We start from the raw sequence: 18,628 nt of genomic DNA, 5'->3' as shown, positions 1-18,628 counted from the left end.
CCAACGCCCATCGCCCGACCACCGAGTCGAACACACGTTCCCCGAGGGTGCTTGAAACCGGGCACGAACGGGCAACAATCCCCTTTGGAGCCGCCCGCAGGCACGTGAGGCGGCTCCGCACGGCCCCAGGACACGGAAGGAGGGGGCATGGCGAAGTACGAGGCGTACTGCGTGAAGTGCCGGGAGAAGCGCGAGTTCGAGGGCGAGGAAGTCACCCTGAAGAACGGCCGGCGGGCCGCCCAGGGCATCTGCCCGGTGTGCGGCACCAAGGTCATGCGCATCCTGGGCAAGGCCGCTTCGTAGCGACCCTTCAGGACGGCGCCCTTCACCGCAGCGGCGAGCGAGGCGGCTCCGGTCGCCTCCTCAATTCGTTCACATCGCCCTGCTAGACTCGGCGACTTCGGTTTCCGGTCCAGCGTGCGGGGAGGGCCGCCATCGCCGTCGAGATACGCTCCGATTCCGCCGCGTCCGCCGTCAGCGGGCGTCCGGCGATCCTGGCCGAGGGCCTCCAGAAGTCTTTCGGTGACGTCCGGGCCCTGGCCGGGATCGACGTGCAGGTCCAGCCGGGAACCGTGTTCGGCCTGCTCGGGCCCAACGGCGCCGGGAAGACCACGGCGGTGCGGATCTTCACGACTCTGCTCCGCCCGGACGGCGGGCGGGCCGAGGTGGCGGGCTTCGACGTGGTCCGCGACGCCGAGCAGCTTCGCCAGGCCATCGGCTTAGCCGGCCAGTACGCCGCCGTCGACGAGAACCTCACCGGCCGCGAGAACCTCGAGCTGGTCGGCGTGCTGTACCACCTGGGAAAGGCCGAGGCCCGCCGGCGCGCGGACGCACTGCTGGAGCGGTTCGAGCTGACCGCCGCGGCGCATCGGGTGGCCAAGACGTACTCGGGCGGGATGCGGAGGCGGCTGGACCTCGCCGCCAGCCTGGTGGGTCGCCCCACCGTGCTGTTCCTGGACGAACCGACCACCGGACTGGACCCCCGGGGCCGGTTCGGGCTGTGGGACGTCATCCGCGAGATCGTCCTGGACGGCACCACGCTGCTCCTCACCACGCAGTACATGGAGGAGGCGGAGCAGCTCGCCCACCGCATCGCCGTGATCGACCTGGGCAAGGTCATCGCGGAGGGAACGGCCGACGAGCTGAAGGACCGGGTAGGCGGCGAGGTGCTGGAGTTCCGGGTGGGCGACCGTTCCCAGGTGGGGGAGGCCGTCGGGGAGATGTTCGCGCTGGGGGTCGGCTCGCCGCAGGCGGACAACGAGTCGGGCATCGTGCGGGTGCCGGTGGGCGGGAAGGGCGCCACGGTGCTGGTTGACGCCGTCCGGCAGCTGGACGGCGCCGGCATCACCATCTCGGACCTCGCGCTGCGCCGGCCGAGCCTGGACGATGTCTTCCTGGCCTTGACCGGCCACGCGGCGGAGGAGCAGGAGCCAGGCGAGCAGACTCAGGAACCCGCTCGGGGACGTCGCCGCGGGAAGAGCCCGGCGTGAGCACGACCACCGTAGCTGCGCGGCCCGCTCCTTCGGGGTCCAGGCTGGCGTGGACCATCTCGGACATCAGCGCGATCACGCGGCGGAACCTCCTGAAATACGTCCGGGTCCCGACCCTGCTGGTGTTCTCGACCGTCCAGCCGGTCATGTTCGTGCTGCTCTTCGCGTACGTGTTCGGCGGGGCCATCAAGATCCCGGGGGTCGCCTACATCGACTTCCTGATGCCGGGGATCTTCGTGCAGACGGTGGTGTTCGGATCGACCCAGACCGGCGTGGCGCTGGCGGAGGACCTGTCGCGCGGGATGATCGACCGGTTCCGGTCGCTGCCCATGGCCCGCTCGGCCGTGCTGGCCGGCCGGACCCTCGGGGACACCGCCCGGAACCTTTTCGTGGTGCTGCTGATGACCGGGGTCGGCTACGCGATCGGGTTCCGGTTCCACGCGGGCTTCCTTGCGGCCGTGGCGGCCGTTTTGCTGGCGGTGCTGTTCGGGTTGGCTTTCTCCTGGATCTCCGCGAACATCGGCCTGCGGATCCGCGACGTCGAGGCCACCCAGGCGGCCAGCTTCGTGTGGGTGTTCCCCTTCGTGTTCGCCTCCTCGGCCTTCGTCCGGGTCCAGACCATGCCTGGGTGGCTCCGGGCCTTCGCCAAGGTCAACCCGATCTCGATCACCGTGGACGCGATCCGTTCCCTGACCCTGGGAAGCAACGTCCCCCCGCAGGTCCTGCTGGGGAGCACGTCCACCCACGTATGGCAGAGCCTGGCCTGGATCGCTGGGCTGCTGCTCGTGTTCATCCCGCTCGCAGTGCGCGGCTACCGCCGGACCTGAGCCCGGTGCCGGAAGAGGAACAGGACCTACTGAGCGGTAGGATGGCCTGCGTGGAACACCGGACGGTCGACCTCGGCGGGCCCGTTCACTACGTGGACTTCGGTGGTTCCGGCCAGACCCTGGTGCTCGTGCACGGCCTGGGGGGCGCCACCGTGAACTGGGGTGCGTCGGCGCCACTGCTGGCCGAGGGCGCGCGCGTCCTGGCCGTGGACCTGGCCGGATTCGGGCGCACTCCGCGAGCCGGCCGATCGTCCTCCATCTCCGCGAATCGCGAGCTCCTGGACGCCTTCCTGGAGCACGTGGTGGCGGAGCCCGCGGTCGTCGCCGGGAATTCCATGGGTGGCCTGATCTCGCTGCTGGAGGCCGCCGAGAGCCCGGACCGTGTCTCGGCGCTGGTGCTGGTGGACCCGGCCCTGCCGGCGTGGGTGGATGCCCTCGATCCGGTGGTGACACAGCTGTTTGCGGCATACGCGACGCCCGGTGTGGGAGAGGCCCTGCTCGCCTCCATGCGCGATCAGGACCCCAGGCAGCTCGTCGAGTTCATGCTAGCGCTGACGTGCGCCGATCCCGGCACCCTCTCGGAGCAGGTGGTGAACGACCACGTCGAGTTCGCCATCGAATACGCCGGCCAGGAGGACGCCCAGGCCGGGTTCCTGGAGGGTGCTCGCAACCTGGTCGAGGTCCTGTACCAGCCCGACCGGGTCCGTGAGGCTATCCTCTCTGTTTCCGCTCCCACGCTGCTGGTGCACGGGGCGCTGGACCGGCTGGTCCCGCTGGTGGCGGCGGAGACCGCGGCGTCCATGCGGCCGGACTGGACCTTCGAGGTCATGGCGAAGATCGGCCACGTGCCGATGATGGAAGACCCGGAGGGATTCACCCGGATCGTGCTGAAATGGCTCTCCAGGATCAGCGCTCCCGCCGCAGCCCGCTCCGCCAGCTGATCTCCCGCTAACTCTTTTCCGCCTGAAGCTCTCGCAAGTCAGCCACCACCTCATCGGGGTGCGCGGGGGTGTCGCGGACCCGGTAGGCCTTCACGATCCGGCCGTGGGGGTCGATGAGGTAGGTCCGGCGCTTCGCGTACTCGGGGTTCGGCTCCTCCGGGAACCGCTTGGTCTCGTACACCGTTCCGACCGCCCGATCCACGTCCGAGAGCAGGCGGAACGGGAAGCCGTTCTGCTCGGCGAACGCGCGGTTGTCCTCGGGGGTGTCGAAGGAGACGCCGATCAGCTCGGCGCCGGTCTCGGCGAACTCCGGGGCTCGGTCACGGAACCCCCTGCCCTCGTTCGTTCAGCCCTCGGTGAACGCCTTGGGGAACCACCACAGGACCACCCACCGGCCCCGGAGATCCTCGATCGACACGGGGTTGCCGTGCTGGTCCGGCAGCGTGAACGCCGGCGCCATGGTGCCTTCTGCCAGCACGCCGAGCCTCCAGGAGGGTGAACGGGCCGTCGGCGGAGTCTACTCGGACTGGGGTGAAATCCCGGGAATGACGCCTCGCCGATCGGGGACGGGGCGGCGCTCGTAGCCCCAGATCCCGTCCAGGCGTTCGGTCCCCGTGGTCTTCTCCAGGCCCTCGGCCACCATCCGGAACGATTCCACGACCCCGGGCACGACCAGGATGTGGCCCCGGGCGTCTCTGGGCATGTGCCACCGGAACTCGTGGAGGCTCCCCAGCTCGATCATGGCCTCGCGCAACAGCCGGAACAGCGACCGCAGCCGGAACCACACCGCCAGCAGCCCGCTGGTGGCGAAGGACGCGTACGGCTCGATCGTCAGGAGGTGGGCGCGGAGCGCCTCCTCGTCCCGGAACCGGCCCAGCTTGCCGGTGAGGTCCTCGCGCTCACTCTTCGCGGTGCACACCACGGCGTGCGGGCGGACGTCCACGAACCCACCGACCGTCATGTGGTAGTCGCGGAAGTCCTGGAATGAATCGGGGGTCTCCCGGGCCTCGTGACTGTGGCGGAACCATGCGTCGAGCGCTTCCTGCGAACCGATCAGCAGGTCCAGCGGTGCGACGTAGTATCCGGTCCGGACGAACGCCCGCCCCTCGCGTTCGAACACCAGCGGCGAGCCCAGCGAAGGGATCTGCCACACGGCGTGGAGCACCCGGTCCAGGACCCGGCGAAGGGCCTCCTGCCGCCGGGGGAACAGTTCCTGCTCACGTGATGGCGTGAGGGCCAGCAGGTCCTCGGGCTGGTCGGCGGACACCAGCACCTGGAGGTCGCGGGCCAGCTCCTCGAACCCCCACGCCGCCACGTCCTCGAAGGTCAGGGCGCGGGACCGCTCCACGAAGAAGGCCCGGGCGTCGAAGTGCTCCAGGTCGACGTAGGGGTCGATCGCGTCGACGTCCAGCGTGCGGAGGCGGTGGAGGAGGATGAGCAGCGACAGCGTGTGCAGCTCGCCCTGGTGCTTGGCCGAGCCGAGGTCCTGGAGACTCATCGGCTCCAGGCCCGACAGCTGCGTCCGCCGCAGGGCCGGCTGGGCCAGGAAGTCGAGGACCTGCCGGGCGTTGTCCGTCTCGTCGAAGTAGCAGACGTCGTCCCGGAACCAGGGGCTCAGCCGGTCGTCGCCGAACAGGCTGACGGTGGCGAGCATCAGCCCCAGCTCGCTGGCCGACGCCACCCGCATCACCCGGTACAGCGCCTCCGCGTTGGCCACCGTGAAGAACCCGTTCTCGCCACTGCGGATGGCGTAGGAAGGGGTGATCTCCTCTCCCAGCTCGAAGGTCGCCTCGCCCGCGGGAGGGTCGTCCAGCGGGACGGTCAGAGGCCGGAACACCCGCAGCACGTGGCGCGAGGGCAGGGGGCGGCCGGCCCGGCGGCTGGCCCGGGCCTCGCCGGGCTGGGAGCCCTTCGAGCCCGGGAACACCTCCTCCGGGGCGTCGAACAACAGCTGGCGGATGCCGCGGTGCAGCGGGATCCGTTCCCGGACCCGAACCTCGTCGATGCCGATGGCCGCCGCGGTGACGAGCACCTTGATCCCGGCCGCCGAGTACGTCCGGGTGAGCTTCTCGGCGAACCGCTGCTTCTCCGCCAGCCGCAGGTCGAGGCCGGCGTGGGCGAACCCGAGGCGGATGATGGACCGGCCGGGATGGTCCACGTCGTCGTCGTACATCCCGCCCACCCCCGTGGTGTGGGCCATCAGCACCGTGTCGGCCAGGCCCTCCTGGACCTGCACCAGGTCGTCCCGGAGCGCCTCGACGAACAGCTCCTTCAACTCGTCCACGTGCTCCGCCGTGAAGCCCTGGACGTGCTCGGCGGTGTGCTTCAACTCGTCCTGGTGGTAGGCCACCAGGCTGGGGATGGGGATGCCCACGACCACCGACCGGAACCGCTCGATCCCGAGCGGCCGGAGGTGCTCGTCGCGATACCGCTCCAGGAACTCGGTGAACGGCCGGGCCCCGGAGACCACCGTGGCGAGCGCCTTGAACACGGTCTCGGGTGGGTCGTCGACGCTCGCGCCGAGCGAGTCCAGGAAGCTGGCCACCACCGCCGGACGTCCTTCGGCTGGCGTCTGGACCACCGCTCGAAGCCCTGAGATGGCCGAGACCTGGAAGCGCTCCAGCGCGATGAACACGCCGCTCGCGGCGAGATAGCCCCGCCGGACCCGCCGGGGCAGGCGCTCCGGGCCGTGCCGCGACTCCACGAACCGGAACAGCCGACGGGTGAACGCCTGGATCTCGTCGGGGGTCGTGCCGGTCGCCACCACCACGGGCACGTCGTCGGGCTCCGGCGGGTGGATCGAGAACATCTCCTCGTACAGGGAGAGCATCTGGAGCACCGCCGTCCCGCCGACGGCTCCCGTGCCGCCCAGGAACATGTGCGCGTCGCGGTACCGATCGCCCGACCGCGCCGCTCGGACCAGCCGCGGCCCGAGCCGTTCCTTCTTGAACCCCATCCACCCCTCCGCCGACCGGGATCGAACGCCAGTGTATCGAGGGGGGGCCGTGGCCTCGGCGACCGGCCGTGGCCTCGGCGACCGCCCGCTCGCCGCTCGTCCTAGTTCGCTCGACGTGCGATGCGAAGGCCGAACTCGGGACCGATGTCGGACCCTTCGCCCGATGCGGCACCGGTGGGTCCCCTTTACGCTCGCGGCGTGTCCGTCGTGAACCTGCATGGATTCCGCCGGGGCCATCCGTCCATCGCGGTCCCCAACCCGCTGCCCGAATCGGCGACGAGCGAGTGGGCGAGCCGGATCGGCTCCCTGATGGCCGAGGGCGTCCCGGGGATCGCCGCGGCCGTGCATCACCGCGGCCGCATCCTGTGGGCCCGTGGGTTCGGCTTCGCCGACGTGGAGACGCGCCGGCCCGTGGGCCCGGGAACCGTGGTGCGCCTGGATGCCATCACCACCCTGTTCACCGCGGCGGCCGTGATGGTCCTTCGCGACGAGGGAGCGCTGGGCCTGGACGATCCGGTGACCCTCCACGTGCCCGAGTTCCCCCGCACCGAGGTCACCATCCGGCATCTGCTGTGCCACGGCTCGGGCCTCCAGCGAGAAGCCTCGCTCCCTCCGAACGTCCTGCCGCAGGGCGAGGCGCTGCGAGCGGTGCTCCCGGAGGTCCAGTTCCCGTACTGGCCGCTCGAACGGTGGAAGTACTCGAACCTCGGCTACTGCGTGCTGGGCGAGGCCGTGGAGCGGGTCTCCCGTGAGCTGCTCACGGAGTTCGTACGGTCCCGCGTCGTCGAGCCACTGGGCATGGACGACGTCACGTTCGACCCGGACACGCTTCCCCGGCCCCGTTTGGCCCGTGGCTACCGGCGGGCCCCGGATCGGGACAGCGTGGTGCGGGACCCGCGGGCCTGGGAACCGAGGCCCGACGCCTCCGGTCAGCTGTTCGGCACCGTGCTCGACCTGTGCCGGGTCGGGGCGTTCCTGGCGGGCTCGGAGGTCGAGGCCGTGCTTCGGCGGGAGAGCCTCGAGGAGATGCGGCGTCCGGCCCTGATGGTCGACGAGGGATGGAGCCGGGGCCAGGGGCTCGGGCCCATGCTGGTCCGCGCGGGATCGGAGATGCTGGTGGGCCACGTGGCGGCGGAGCCCGCGTTCTCGGGGTGGATGCTGGTCTCGCCTGGCTCGGGCGTCGGTGCGGCGGTGATGGCGAACGCCGGCCAGACGGAGGCGTCCGTCCTCCCCCTGGTGGTCTCCATGATCGAGGGGGCCGCCGCGTGCCTTCCGGTCGAGCCGTCCGTCCCCTGGCCCCCGCCGCATCCGGCCGTGGAGGACCTCCTGGGACGCTACGCCGCCGACGGCGAGGCGATGGTGCTGGCGTGGCGAGGCGGGCGCCTGGTCGCCACGGGCGTGTCCACCCCGGGTGCCCCGGAGTTCGCCGACGTCGAGCTGGAACCCATGGGACCGGACACCTTTCGGTTCTTGGACGGCCCCTACTGCGGCGAGCCCATGCGGGCGGTCCGAGATCGGTCCGGACGCATCGACGGGTTCCACGTCTGCAACCGCTCGTACCAGCGGATCTGACCTATCCCGGCCCGTACGGATACCCTGGCTCCGCCATGGAGCACGTGCTGATCCGGCGGCTCGAGCACCTCACCGGAACGCGGGACGCGCCTTCGCTCGGCTTCGCCGTCGAGATCCGGGACCGCCCCGGCCCGGCCCACAAGGCCGGCGCGGCCCCCGACGACGTGGTGTGGGTCCAGCTCCACGGCGGCCTGTTCGTGGCCAGGGCCAGGATCCGGCTAGCCTGGATCGGCGAGTTCTCGAACGTGTCCGAGGTTCAGGCCCGGACGCGCGGATCCGCCCTGCACGACATCGACGGCTTCTGGGCCGGACGTCCCCGGTACGGGTATGCAGCGGTGGCGGGCCTCCAGGGCGAGCGATGGATCGATCCGTTCTGGGCGGGCCCGCGCACGTACGGCTACGAGTGGGTGCTGCTGGAGAACGAGAAGAAGCGATCCTCGTGGCTCGAACCGAAGGAAGAACCGCGAGGAGGCGACGCGCTGCTGCGGCAGTTCAGGGGGTGGCTGGGCGCCCGGTAGGGCTCACGACTCGATCAGCGACCCCTGGAGCCCGGCCACGATCTCCTCGAGAGTGCGGAGCTCGCGAGCCAGGGCCCGGCTCCCCGCCTTCGTGATCTGCACCCACGTCCTGGGGCGGCGGCCCTCGTACCCCTTCTCGATGTGGACGAGACCGGCGTCCTCCAGCACCTGGAGGTGCCGGGACAGGTTGCCGCCGGTGAGGTCCAGCGACTTCTGGAGGTAGGTGAACTCCACCTTCCTGGCCTCGCTCAGGATCGCCAGGATCGCCAGGCGATTGCGCTGGTGTACCACCTCGTCCAGGTCCTGCGCTGGGTGGCTCACGTCTGCCGTCTCCCCGCCAGCCAGAACCCCGCTCCCCCCGCCAGGAGCACCGCGGCCGCCGTGAGGACGTTGGCCTGGAGCCCGTGCTGGCCGAGGCCCAACCGGTACGTGACGTTTCCGATGTCGTACAGGTTCACCGTGAGAGCCACGCCTAGGAAGGCGAGCGCGTAGGCGGCGAACGCGACGCTGCGCTCGAAGGCCGACAGGACCACGAGCCCGATCGCGACGGTGAGGATCGGCGTCAGGCCCCGGATGAACAGATCGCCCACTTTGAACCAGGGCGTCCACCTGCTCGAGAGCCCGATGAGCGCGAGGCCACCCGGCGAGACCAGCATGAGCAGCACGAACAGGGCCACGCCGGTGTACACGAAGGGCCGCACGCTCGCGACGACCCCGCTCTTCCGGTCCCGCCACCGGTAGTAGAGCACCGTCGCCAGGTACCCCACCGCGGTCGCCAGCACCCAGTACAGCGACAGGCGTTGAGGGCTGGACACGAAGAACGCGCCCACATAGGACGAGCTGACCGGGCCAGACGCGGGCGGCTCCACGTACAAGGGGGTCGAGCCCAGAGTGATCAGCCCGAACACGATCAGGGGAAACCAGTAGCGGCGGGAGGTGGCCCTCGTTCGCCGCTTGAGCTGCTGGGCAGCTCCCAGCCACTCGACGGCCTCTCCACGGTCCACCTCGATCGCCTCCTCACCTTCGCATGCTTCTCTGGTCTAGTTTGCATCGCAAACTATTTGGTGTCAAGGAGAACTCCGAGCCTGATGGGCCACCGTGGAGTACCGGCGGGTCAGCGCGGGAGGACGTGAACGGGGCCGGGAGCGCGTGGCTCCCGGCCCCGGTTCGTGTTCAGACCAACTCGCGAGCGCTTCGGACCCGCGATCCGTTGGATCCTTCGGATCCGTACCGTCCGCCCGGTGCGACCAACTCCGGGTTCGCGAGCTCGGTGATCTGGTTGGATTCTGCCGGGTCAACCCCGGCGGGACGGGGGAGGGTGGTCCTGTCCTCGCCCGCGGAGACGGCTCAGCAGCCGATCACCTCGAGGGTCGCACTGCGTCTATGCAAGTAGGACCACCTCCTTTCTCCCGTGCCACGCAGTTTCCGACCAAACGCGCCCGTTGGCAAGCAACCGGAGCGGCCGAAGTGGCCCCTCTCGGCCTCTACTGCCCGCCAAGCCCGACCGGCCGGTCCAGGACTAGGTCCAGGACGGCCTCCACATCCGCCAGGTCGGGGAGCACGGCGTCGGCGCCGATGCCGCTGAGCTCGTCGATCGGGATGCGGCCGGTGGCCACCAGCAGGCATCTCGCCCCGCCGGCTCTCGCGCAGGCCAGGTCCCGGGGCGTGTCGCCGATCACCCACACCTGCGTGGGCTCCAGGCGCCAGCCGTGCCGCTGCTCGATCCGGCGAAGAGCGATCGGGATGAGCTCGGTCCGGTCGTGATGGTCGCTCCCGAACGCACCGGCTTCGAGGTCCAGGAACCGGTCCAGCCCGAACGCCCGTAGCTTGACCCGGGCGTTGGCGAGCACGTTCCCTGTCAGCACCGACTGGAGGACCCGGGGGTCGTGGTGGAACCCGGCCACGAGCTCCCCGACTCCCGGGAACACCCGCCCCTCGGAGCGGATCCGCCCGGACTCCGGCTCCAGGCGCCGCTCCATCTCCGCGAGCACCCGGGGAACGAGCGACCGCGCCTCGCCGGCCGGGACGCCGGCTCGTTCCACGATCTCCATGGCGATCTGCGGATCGGTCTTCCCACTCATGGAGACACCGTGGTCGCCGATCTCGCGGCCGATGACGGCCACAGGAGCAGGCGTCGGGGCCGCATCGCGCCACAGGCTACCGTTCGCCCGATGTGACCCCGGAAACCGGACGTCGCGTGTCAGAGGTCGACGTCGCGCCCTGTCCCCGGTCGGGGTGCGGGTATGCTGCTGCCCGTGGAGCGGGCCACCGGATACGCCCGTCTGGGCTCCGGCCGCATCGCCTACGAGGTCTTCGGCTCGAGCCCTCTCGATCTCGTGCTCACGGCGGGAAGCTTCGGCGCGTTCGACACCGACTGGGAAGACCCCCTCGCCGAGCTGTTCTTCCGCCGGCTGGCCTCGTTCGCCCGCGTGGTCCGGTTCGACCGTCGCGGGACGGGGGGATCCGACCCGCTCCCCCTCGACGCGCTGCCCCCCTGGGAGTCGTTCGTCGAGGAGCTCGACTGCGTGATGACCGAGGTGGGGTCGGAGCGCACGGCGATCATGACGTCCTACGACGCGGGGCCCATGGGCATGCTGTTCGCGGCCACCAGGCCGGAACGTACGGCCGCCCTGATCCTCGTCAACACGAGCGCCAAGTACGTCGCAGCCGACGACTACCCGGAGGGCATACCGGCGGAGGCCGCCGAGCAGCTGAACCTGACGATGGCCGAACGATGGGGAAGCGATCAGCACGTCCTGCTCCAGGTCCCGAGCCGGGCGGACGACCCCCGCTTTCGCAGCTGGTACGCGAAGAAGACTCGATCCATCGCCGGCCCCACGGCGGCGGCCGCCTACTTCCGGTCGATGTTCAAGGCGGACGCCAGGGCCATCCTGCCGGCCATCCACGTCCCCACGCTGGTGCTGCACCGCACCGCCTACCGCTTCATGCCCATCCAGCACGGCCGCTACCTGGCCGAGCACATCGACGGCGCGAGGCTGGTCGAGCTTCCTGGATCCGACGGCCCCCTGTACTGGGACCACCCGGACGAGGCGCTCGATGCCGTCGAGGAGTTCCTGACCGGAGTCACGCCACCCGCGCCCTCGGACCGCGCGCTCGCCACCGTGCTGTACACCGACATCGTCGATTCCACGGCTCAGGTCGAACGCATGGGCGACGCGCGATGGCATGCCCTGCTCGACCTGCACGACGACGTCGCGGCCCGCATCCTCCGAACGCAGGGCGGGAGACTCGTCAAGAGCACGGGGGACGGAGTGCTCGCGACCTTCGACGGCCCGGGACGCGCCATCCGGTTCGCCACCGGGTTCCGCGAACAGCTCCAGCCTCTCGAGTTGGCCATTCGCGCGGGGATCCACACCGGCGAGATCGAGGTCCGAGGCAACGACATCGGGGGCATCGCGGTCCATCTGGCCTCCCGGATCATGGCCCTGGCGGGGCGGGGAGAGATCCTCGTTTCGAGGACCGTGAAGGACCTCGTCGTGGGTTCGGACCTCGCGTTCGAGGATCGGGGGTCCCACCACCTCAAGGGCATCGAGGGAGAGTGGCAGCTCCTGGCCGTGCGGGCCGCCGCGTAGGCCTTCCCTCCTGTTCACATCCGTTCCCATGCGCCCGGCCCGTGTCAGTGCCCTGAGCTAGGGTGCGGCGGTGAGGGTTCGATCGGACCTCCCGCGAAGCGCGGACCTGGTGATCATCGGCGGCGGGGTGGTGGGGGCGGCCACGGCGTTCTTCGCCTCACGGGCCGGTCTCCGCCCACTGCTCATCGAGGCACGCCCCGCGCTGTGCACCCTCACCACTCCCCGGGCCACCGGCGCGTTCCGGCTCCAGTTCGACAACCGGGAGGAGCTGGAAATGGTCCGGGAGTCGGTGCAGCTGTTCCTGGAGTTCCGGGAGGTCACCGGACAGGACGCCTACGACCTGGGGGTCCGCCAGCAGGGCTACCTGTGGCTGACCACCAGCCAGGACGGAGCGCAGCGCCAGCGCCGGCTGGTGCAGCGCCAGCACGGATGGGGACTGATGGACGTGGAGACCCTGACCGGCGACGAGGTTCGCGTGCGGTTTCCGTACGTGGGGACGAACGTGGTCCAAGGGCGATTCCGGGCCGGGGACGGGTTCCTGGACACGGTGGCCCTGACCCTGGGTCTGGCCGAGGCCTCCGGCGCCGACATCGTCCTGGACACTCCGGTGACCGGTTTCCGGATCACGGGAGGGAGGCTCGAAGGCGTGGTGAGCCGGAACAGCGCCGTGGCCACATCCCACGCCGTGGTCGCGTGCGGGCCGCTGTCCGGCATCGTCGCCGGCGTCGCCGGGGCCGACCTCCCGATCCGGACCGTGCGGCGCCAGAAGCTGGTGATGCCCGACGTCCCCGAGGTGCCGCAGGACGCGCCCATGACCATCGACGAGGACACGGGAACCCACTGGCGGCCCGCCCTGCTCGGCGCATGGTTGCTGTGCACGGATCCGGACACGCAGCCGTCACCGCCCAGCTGGAACGTGCCGGCCGACCGGGAGTTCGGCTTCCAGATCCTCGACCCGTCCAGCCCGGCGGCGGCGGCCCGCATCGTTCCGTTCTGGCGGGACGTGTGGGAACGTGGCGAGCCCACGTGGTACGTGGAGGCGGGCCAGTACACGATGACGCCGGACCACCGGCCCTTGATCGGGCCGACCAGGATCGAGGGGTTGTACGTGAACAGCGGCTACAGCGGCCACGGGATCATGGGCAGCCCCGCCGGCAGCCGGATCCTGGTCGACGTGCTCACCGGTCGGATGCGGCCGCAGGAGAACCCGTTCCGGGTGGACCGGCAGTTCGTGGCCCGGGAGTTCGACAGGCTATGAGCGGCCCGCTTCGGGGGACCATCGCCGCCGCGGTGACGCCGCTTGGTGACGGTGGAGCGCGGCTCGACCTGGATGGGTTCGACCGCTTGGTGGAGTTCCTGGTGGCCGGCGGCGTGGACGGCATCCTGGCACTCGGCACGACCGGTGAGGGAATCATGCTGTCGCCTGACGAGCGGCGGACGGCGGCCGAGCGGTTCCTGGCGGAATCGCGCGGCAGGCTGAGCGTGGCCGTCCACTGCGGGGCGCAGACCACCGCCGAGACGGTCGCGCTGGCCGCGCACGCCGCGGAACACGGTGCCGACGCCGTCGCCGTGATCGCCCCGCCCTACTACCCCTTCGACGACGCGGGCCTGCTGTCGCACTTCCGGGAGGCCGCCCGGGCCTGCCACCCGCTCCCCTTCTACGTCTACGTGTTCTCGGCGCGCAGCGGCTATCCCATCCCTCCCGGCGTGCTGCTCCAGCTGCGCGACGAGGCGCCGAACCTGGCCGGCATGAAGGTGTCCGAGACGCCGTTCGACCGGTTCGAGCCTTATCTGCTCAAGGACCTGGACGTGCTGGTGGGACCGGAGGCGCTGATCGTGCGGGGCCTGGAGCGCGGAGCCGTCGGTGCGGTGTCGGCGCTGGCCTCTGCGTTTCCGGAACTCGTGTCGCGACTGGTCCGGGAACCGGAGCCCGCGCTGGGCGAGCGGGTGGGCGAGCTGCGGGCGGCCATCCAGCGGCTGCCCATGCCGGCTGCGCTGAAGGAGGTCCTGGCGCTGCGCGGGGTGCCGATCACCGGCGACGTGCGGGCGCCCCTTCGGGGCTTGACGGACGCCGAGCGGAAGGAGGTGGCGGCCTTTCTGGATCGGGTGGGCTCCGCAGGGTAGATCTCGTCCGGCTCAGGCGGCGGGCGGCTCAGGCGGGGGTGCGCTCGGCGGGGATGGACCCCATACGGCCGGCGCGGTAATCCTCCACGGCCTGGATGATCTCCTCCTGGGTGTTCATCACGAACGGCCCGTACCACGCGATGTTCTCCCGGATGGGTCGCCCGCCCAGCAGCAGGACCTCGAGCGTGGGGCTCCGGCTCTCCTGGTCGCGGTCCGCCGACACGGTCACCGCCTGGCCCGGCCCGAACATGGCCAGCTGGCCCTCGTGGATGGGCCGCTCCTTGGCGCCCACCCTGCCCCGTCCGGCCAGCACGTAGACCAGCGCGTTGAAGTCCTCCCGCCACGGCACGCGCAGCCGCGCCCCCGCCTGGAGCGTCGCGTGCGCGTACGTGATCGGCGTGTGGGTCGTTCCCGGCCCGGCGTGGCCCCCCAGGTCCCCGGCGATGAGCCGGACCACCGCGCCGGCATCGTCGGAGGCCAGCACCTCCACGCGACTGGCCTCGATGTCCTGGTACCGCGGCGGGGTCAACTTCTCGGCCTTCGGCAGGTTCACCCACAGCTGCACGCCGTGGAACAGCCCGCCGGACGCCACGATCTGCTCGGTTGGCATCTCGGAGTGCACGATCCCGGCGCCCGCCGTCATCCATTGCGTCGCGCCGTCGGTGATCAGCCCGCCGCCGCCATTCGAGTCCCGGTGCACCAGCTGCCCGTCCATCATGTAGGTGACCGTCTCGAAGCCGCGGTGCGGGTGGTCGGGCGCGCCCTTGGCCTCGCCGGGCGCGTATTCGACCGCCCCCATGTGGTCCAGCAGCAGGAACGGGTCGGCAAAGCGAAGGTCGATGGACGCGGTGGCCCGCCGGACGTGGAAGCCCTCTCCCTCCAGGAAGGTGGGGGCGTCGGAGACGCCGACCACCGGCCGCTCGGTGGCGGTGGCATCGACCGCCGGTATCCTCGGAAGGGAGGTCCAGTTCTCGGGAGTCCGTGCCGGCATCGTTCGTCTCGCTTTCAGGAAGGTGTCGGTCCGGATAACCGGTAACGGGGCGGGTCTGTTCCCTACGGGAGCGAGCCGCTACCCCGCGCCGCGGCCGCCACCGCCACCACCGCCGCCGCCTCCTCCGCTGAACCCTCCCCCCCCGCCGCCGCCCGAGGACCAACCGCCGCTCGACCCGCTCCAGCTGGTCCCGCCGGAGCTCGAGCCGATGGCGGCCGCCACCGGGGCATGGGTGGAGATGGAGTTCGCCCACAAGAACCCCATCGAGCCCCGCGGGGCGCCCATCCAAGGCGACGGAAGCTGTTCCTCGGGAACGATGGCCTTCACCTGGTGCACCACCCGGTGGGCCACCCCCAGCGCCGTGGCGTACACCAGGTACTTCTCCCAGATGATCACAGCCAGCGCCGGCGCGTCCGGCAGCGACGAGAACTTCCTGAGGAAGCGCCGGAACGCCGCCCATTTGGCCACGCGGAGACGCTCGTCTCCTCGCAGGTACGGATGGAGGAACCACCTGGCCAGGCCCACCAGCACCAGGGCTTCCGGGATCAGCAGCCACGCCACCATGGCCCGGTGCGTCTCCGTCGCGGCGATGATGCCAAAGACGGCCAGCACCAGCATCGCCCAGGTCATGACCCGGGACTCCCAACGCTTCTTCCGCTTGGCGATCCGGTGCTGCATCCGGTCCCGAACGTCCTTGGACCATTCCCGAAGGGGCTTGGCCCGGCTTCCCTCACCCTTGAGCTGGGAAAGCTTGAGGGGCCCCACCCCTTTGTCGGCGAACAGGAACCCGGTGAACTCCGAGTCGAGCCCGTCCGCAGGTTCCTTCACGAAGGTGATCTCGATGTCCTGCGGCTTCGACACCTGGCCGTCGGCTTGGACCTGGATGACACCCTGTTGGGCCAGCCACAGCAGCTGCGCCCGGTAGGCGTTCTGGGTGGGCGACTCGTGCGCGTAGCTGCCCCACAGCACCGCCAGGTCCACGGGGTGGATGTCCTCCGGCGGGTCCTGCATCGTCCGCGGGAGCCCGGGCACGCGGTCGCGACGCCAGGCCACGATCAGCAGCCCGGCCAGCATGACCGGAAAGGCCACCGCGGCGACCCGCCACGCCACGTCGATGGCATGGACCCGCCGGCGGGTGGCGTTGGCCCCCGCCGCAAGGCGCTCCTCCTGCAACAGCACTTCGTGGGCGCTGTGGACGGTGGAGAGGTCGGGCCCGATGCCGGAGATCGTCAGCCCCTCGTAGGGGACCACGTTCTTCGGGAACAGCAGGCTCGCTTCCACGAACTGGTACGCCGGAACATCGTCCACAGTCAAGCGCACGGTCTGCGGGTTCGGGATCCGCACATTTCCCTGGAGCGGTCCGTGGCCCCATGCCCGCATGTCCCCCACCGCCAGCGGGGTGGACGTCTGGGGAGGCTGACGGCCCGGCTCCGACCCCGGGGAGCACGGCGCGGAGGGGCGATGGACCTTGGAGAACCGACCGGGCAGGTGCACCGCGATGACGGCGTGGTGGGTCGGTTCGCTGACGTCGGCGGGGATGAACTGCCAGTACAGGTGGGCCCCGTCCGGGTAAACGTTCACCGCACACAGCGCCTTGTACCGCAGCACGAACGTCCTCTGCTCGTCCTGGGCCTTGAAGTACCAGTAGATGTCCACGTGGTCGCCCTGGTCCGATACGGAAAGGATCCCGGGGTCGATCGGTCCCGGACCGCCGAACGGCGAGTAGGGCCTGTACCCGTTGCTGCCCTCGCTGACCCGCACACCGACGATGTCGCCGGGCTGGCGTTCATCGATGTCCGCGAAGGCGTACAAGAACGACCCCTTCTGGAAGTCGAACGTCCGCCGCTCCACCACCGTCATCGACCCGTCGGGATGCACGAACGCGTCCACCACGACCTGGGGGTAGTCGTAGTACTTCTCCCCGAGGTGCGGGAAGACCTTGGGGATCCACAGGGCCCCAAAGGTGAGCGCGAAGAACAGCGAGACCCCCAGGATCGCCAGGGCGCGCTTGAGCAGGGCAGCGAGGCGCACGGAGCAGACTCTACCGACGGGTACGTCTCCGGCATAGGGAGACCCGTAAGCTGCTGTGGTCGCACCGGCGAGGAGAACGGACCATGACCGAGCACGCACAGGGCACGCGCACCGAGACCGACAGCATGGGAGCCGTCGAGGTCAGGACGGACCGGTACTGGGGCGCCCAGACCGAGCGCTCGCTCCACCACTTCGCCATCGGGGACGACCGGATGCCGGTCGAGGTGGTCCGGGCCTTCGGCATCCTCAAGAAGGCGGCCGCGCTGGTGAACCGGGAGCTCGCCAAGCTCCCCGAAGACAAGGCCGAGCTCATCGTGCGCGCTGCCGACGAGGTCATCGACGGCAAGCTCGACGACCACTTCCCCCTGTACGTGTGGCAGACGGGCTCGGGGACCCAGTCGAACATGAACGCGAACGAGGTCATCTCGAACCGAGCCATCGAGCTGGCCGGGGGCGAGCTCGGCTCCAAGAAGCCCATCCATCCGAACGACGACGTGAACATGTCGCAGTCCTCCAACGACACGTTCCCCACGGCCATTCACATCGCCGCGGCGCAGGCCGTGGTGGAGAGGCTGGTCCCCGCCGTCCGCGAGCTCCGCGACGCCCTGGCTCGCCGCGCCGAGGAGTTCTCCGACATCGTGAAGATCGGCCGGACCCACCTCCAGGACGCGGTCCCCCTCACCCTGGGCCAGGAGTTCTCCGGGTACGTTGCCCAGCTCGACGCGGACCTGAAGCGCATCGACCAGACCCTGCCCGGCCTGTACGAGCTGGCCATCGGCGGGACGGCCGTGGGCACGGGGCTGAACGCGCCGCCCGAGTTCGGCGAGCGGACCGCCGCCAAGATCGCCGAGCTCACCGGGCTCCCGTTCGTCTCCGCGCCGAACAAGTTCGCCGCCCTGGCGGCCCACGACGCCATCGTGTTCGCCCACGGCGCCATCACCACGCTGGCCGTCTCGCTGATGAAGATCGCCAACGACATCCGGTGGATGGGCAGCGGTCCGCGCAGCGGCCTGGGCGAGCTGGACCTCCCGGAGAACGAGCCGGGGTCCTCGATCATGCCCGGAAAGGTGAACCCGACCCAGTCGGAGGCCATGACCATGGTGTGCTGCCAGGTCATGGGCAACGACGTGGCCGTCACCGTGGCCGGCTCCCAGGGGAACTTCGAGCTGAACGTGTTCAAGCCGGTGATGGCCCGGAACTTCCTGCACTCGGTGGCCATCCTCTCCGACGTGTGCCGGACGTTCCGGGAGTTCTGCGTGGAGGGATTGCAGCCGAACCGGGAGCGTATCGCGGAGCTGGTGAACGGCTCGCTCATGCTGGTGACGGCGCTGTCGCCCAAGATCGGCTACGACAAGGCCGCGGAGATCGCCAAGAAGGCCCATCACGAGGGCACCACGCTCAAGGAAGCGACGCTGTCGCTCGGCTACCTCTCCGAGGACGAATACGACGACGCCGTCCGCCCCGAGCGCATGGTCGGGCCGGAGTGAGCCGGCGCGAGCTCGACCCCGATATCCAGGCGCATTACGGACTGGGCGAGGAGCGTGACCGGCTGGGCGCGGACGCGGACGTCCCGTCGCTGGAGCTG

General features: G+C 70.3%; 17 protein-coding genes. 10 read left to right on the top strand and 7 right to left on the bottom strand.

Going from position 1 to position 18,628, the window contains the following annotated elements:
* The first annotated feature begins 147 nt into the window (after positions 1-147).
* The 4 genes from M3Q23_09925 to M3Q23_09910 all read left to right on the top strand — a co-directional run bounded on the left by M3Q23_09925 (position 148) and on the right by M3Q23_09910 (position 3,258).
* Complete coding sequence (locus M3Q23_09925) at positions 148-303, top strand: DUF5679 domain-containing protein (GenBank protein ID MDP9342390.1); 156 nt, start codon at positions 148-150, stop codon at positions 301-303.
* Between the two features lie 143 nt (positions 304-446).
* Entirely contained in the window at positions 447-1,490 is a 1,044-nt protein-coding gene (locus tag M3Q23_09920) for an ATP-binding cassette domain-containing protein (GenBank protein ID MDP9342389.1), read from the top strand.
* Positions 1,487-2,317 (top strand): ABC transporter permease, encoded by an 831-nt coding sequence (locus tag M3Q23_09915; protein ID MDP9342388.1) that lies wholly within the window; start codon positions 1,487-1,489, stop codon positions 2,315-2,317. Before M3Q23_09920 ends, M3Q23_09915 begins: the two co-directional genes overlap by 4 nt.
* A gap of 50 nt (positions 2,318-2,367) precedes the next feature.
* Positions 2,368-3,258: an alpha/beta hydrolase gene (locus M3Q23_09910; GenBank protein ID MDP9342387.1), complete on the top strand. Its 891-nt coding sequence runs from the start codon at positions 2,368-2,370 to the stop codon at positions 3,256-3,258.
* 7 nt (positions 3,259-3,265) lie between these two features.
* On the opposite strand, the gene M3Q23_09905 is transcribed toward M3Q23_09910, so the two are convergent.
* Entirely contained in the window at positions 3,266-3,718 is a 453-nt protein-coding gene (locus M3Q23_09905; protein ID MDP9342386.1) for a peroxiredoxin, read from the bottom strand.
* A 57-nt stretch (positions 3,719-3,775) separates the two neighbouring features.
* Positions 3,776-6,214 (bottom strand): hypothetical protein, encoded by a 2,439-nt coding sequence (locus M3Q23_09900; GenBank protein ID MDP9342385.1) that lies wholly within the window; start codon positions 6,212-6,214, stop codon positions 3,776-3,778.
* Positions 6,215-6,412: 198 nt separating this feature from the next.
* Between M3Q23_09900 and M3Q23_09895 the strand changes: the two genes are divergently transcribed.
* Positions 6,413-7,786, top strand: a complete 1,374-nt coding sequence (locus M3Q23_09895) for a beta-lactamase family protein (protein MDP9342384.1) — start codon at positions 6,413-6,415, stop codon at positions 7,784-7,786.
* A 35-nt stretch (positions 7,787-7,821) separates the two neighbouring features.
* Positions 7,822-8,304 (top strand): hypothetical protein, encoded by a 483-nt coding sequence (locus tag M3Q23_09890; GenBank protein ID MDP9342383.1) that lies wholly within the window; start codon positions 7,822-7,824, stop codon positions 8,302-8,304.
* A 3-nt stretch (positions 8,305-8,307) separates the two neighbouring features.
* Here M3Q23_09890 and M3Q23_09885 read toward each other — a convergent pair whose 3' ends face one another.
* From M3Q23_09885 to M3Q23_09875, 3 genes are all read right to left on the bottom strand, one after another.
* Complete coding sequence (locus M3Q23_09885; protein MDP9342382.1) at positions 8,308-8,625, bottom strand: transcriptional regulator; 318 nt, start codon at positions 8,623-8,625, stop codon at positions 8,308-8,310.
* Entirely contained in the window at positions 8,622-9,308 is a 687-nt protein-coding gene (locus M3Q23_09880) for a hypothetical protein (protein MDP9342381.1), read from the bottom strand. Before M3Q23_09880 ends, M3Q23_09885 begins: the two co-directional genes overlap by 4 nt.
* Before the next feature lie 480 nt (positions 9,309-9,788).
* A complete protein-coding gene (locus M3Q23_09875) occupies positions 9,789-10,427 on the bottom strand; it encodes a haloacid dehalogenase-like hydrolase (protein ID MDP9342380.1) in 639 nt (212 codons plus the stop codon).
* 120 nt (positions 10,428-10,547) lie between these two features.
* On the opposite strand from M3Q23_09875, the gene M3Q23_09870 reads away from it, so the two are divergent.
* The 3 genes from M3Q23_09870 to M3Q23_09860 all read left to right on the top strand — a co-directional run bounded on the left by M3Q23_09870 (position 10,548) and on the right by M3Q23_09860 (position 14,021).
* Positions 10,548-11,897 (top strand): adenylate/guanylate cyclase domain-containing protein, encoded by a 1,350-nt coding sequence (locus M3Q23_09870; protein ID MDP9342379.1) that lies wholly within the window; start codon positions 10,548-10,550, stop codon positions 11,895-11,897.
* A 70-nt stretch (positions 11,898-11,967) separates the two neighbouring features.
* Positions 11,968-13,155: an FAD-binding oxidoreductase gene (locus tag M3Q23_09865; GenBank protein MDP9342378.1), complete on the top strand. Its 1,188-nt coding sequence runs from the start codon at positions 11,968-11,970 to the stop codon at positions 13,153-13,155.
* The gene (locus tag M3Q23_09860) at positions 13,152-14,021 is read left to right on the top strand and encodes a dihydrodipicolinate synthase family protein (protein MDP9342377.1); all 870 of its coding nucleotides are present in this window, start codon (positions 13,152-13,154) and stop codon (positions 14,019-14,021) included. The genes M3Q23_09865 and M3Q23_09860 overlap by 4 nt, the downstream gene beginning before the upstream one ends.
* Positions 14,022-14,049: 28 nt before the next feature.
* Here M3Q23_09860 and M3Q23_09855 read toward each other — a convergent pair whose 3' ends face one another.
* On the bottom strand, positions 14,050-15,012 hold the full coding sequence (locus M3Q23_09855; protein MDP9342376.1) for a pirin family protein: 963 nt from the start codon (positions 15,010-15,012) through the stop codon (positions 14,050-14,052).
* Positions 15,013-15,090: 78 nt separating this feature from the next.
* Positions 15,091-17,043 carry a DUF2207 domain-containing protein gene (locus tag M3Q23_09850; GenBank protein MDP9342375.1) on the bottom strand — a complete coding sequence of 651 codons (1,953 nt, stop codon included), beginning with the start codon at positions 17,041-17,043 and terminating at the stop codon, positions 15,091-15,093.
* A gap of 83 nt (positions 17,044-17,126) precedes the next feature.
* On the opposite strand from M3Q23_09850, the gene fumC reads away from it, so the two are divergent.
* Positions 17,127-18,530 carry a class II fumarate hydratase gene (gene fumC, locus M3Q23_09845; protein MDP9342374.1) on the top strand — a complete coding sequence of 468 codons (1,404 nt, stop codon included), beginning with the start codon at positions 17,127-17,129 and terminating at the stop codon, positions 18,528-18,530.
* Positions 18,531-18,628 lie beyond the last annotated feature (98 nt).

The organism is Actinomycetota bacterium (assembly GCA_030774015.1).
Classification (GTDB): Bacteria; Actinomycetota; UBA4738; order UBA4738; family JACQTL01; genus JALYLZ01.
This window is presented reverse-complemented; position numbering and strand designations above follow the sequence as displayed.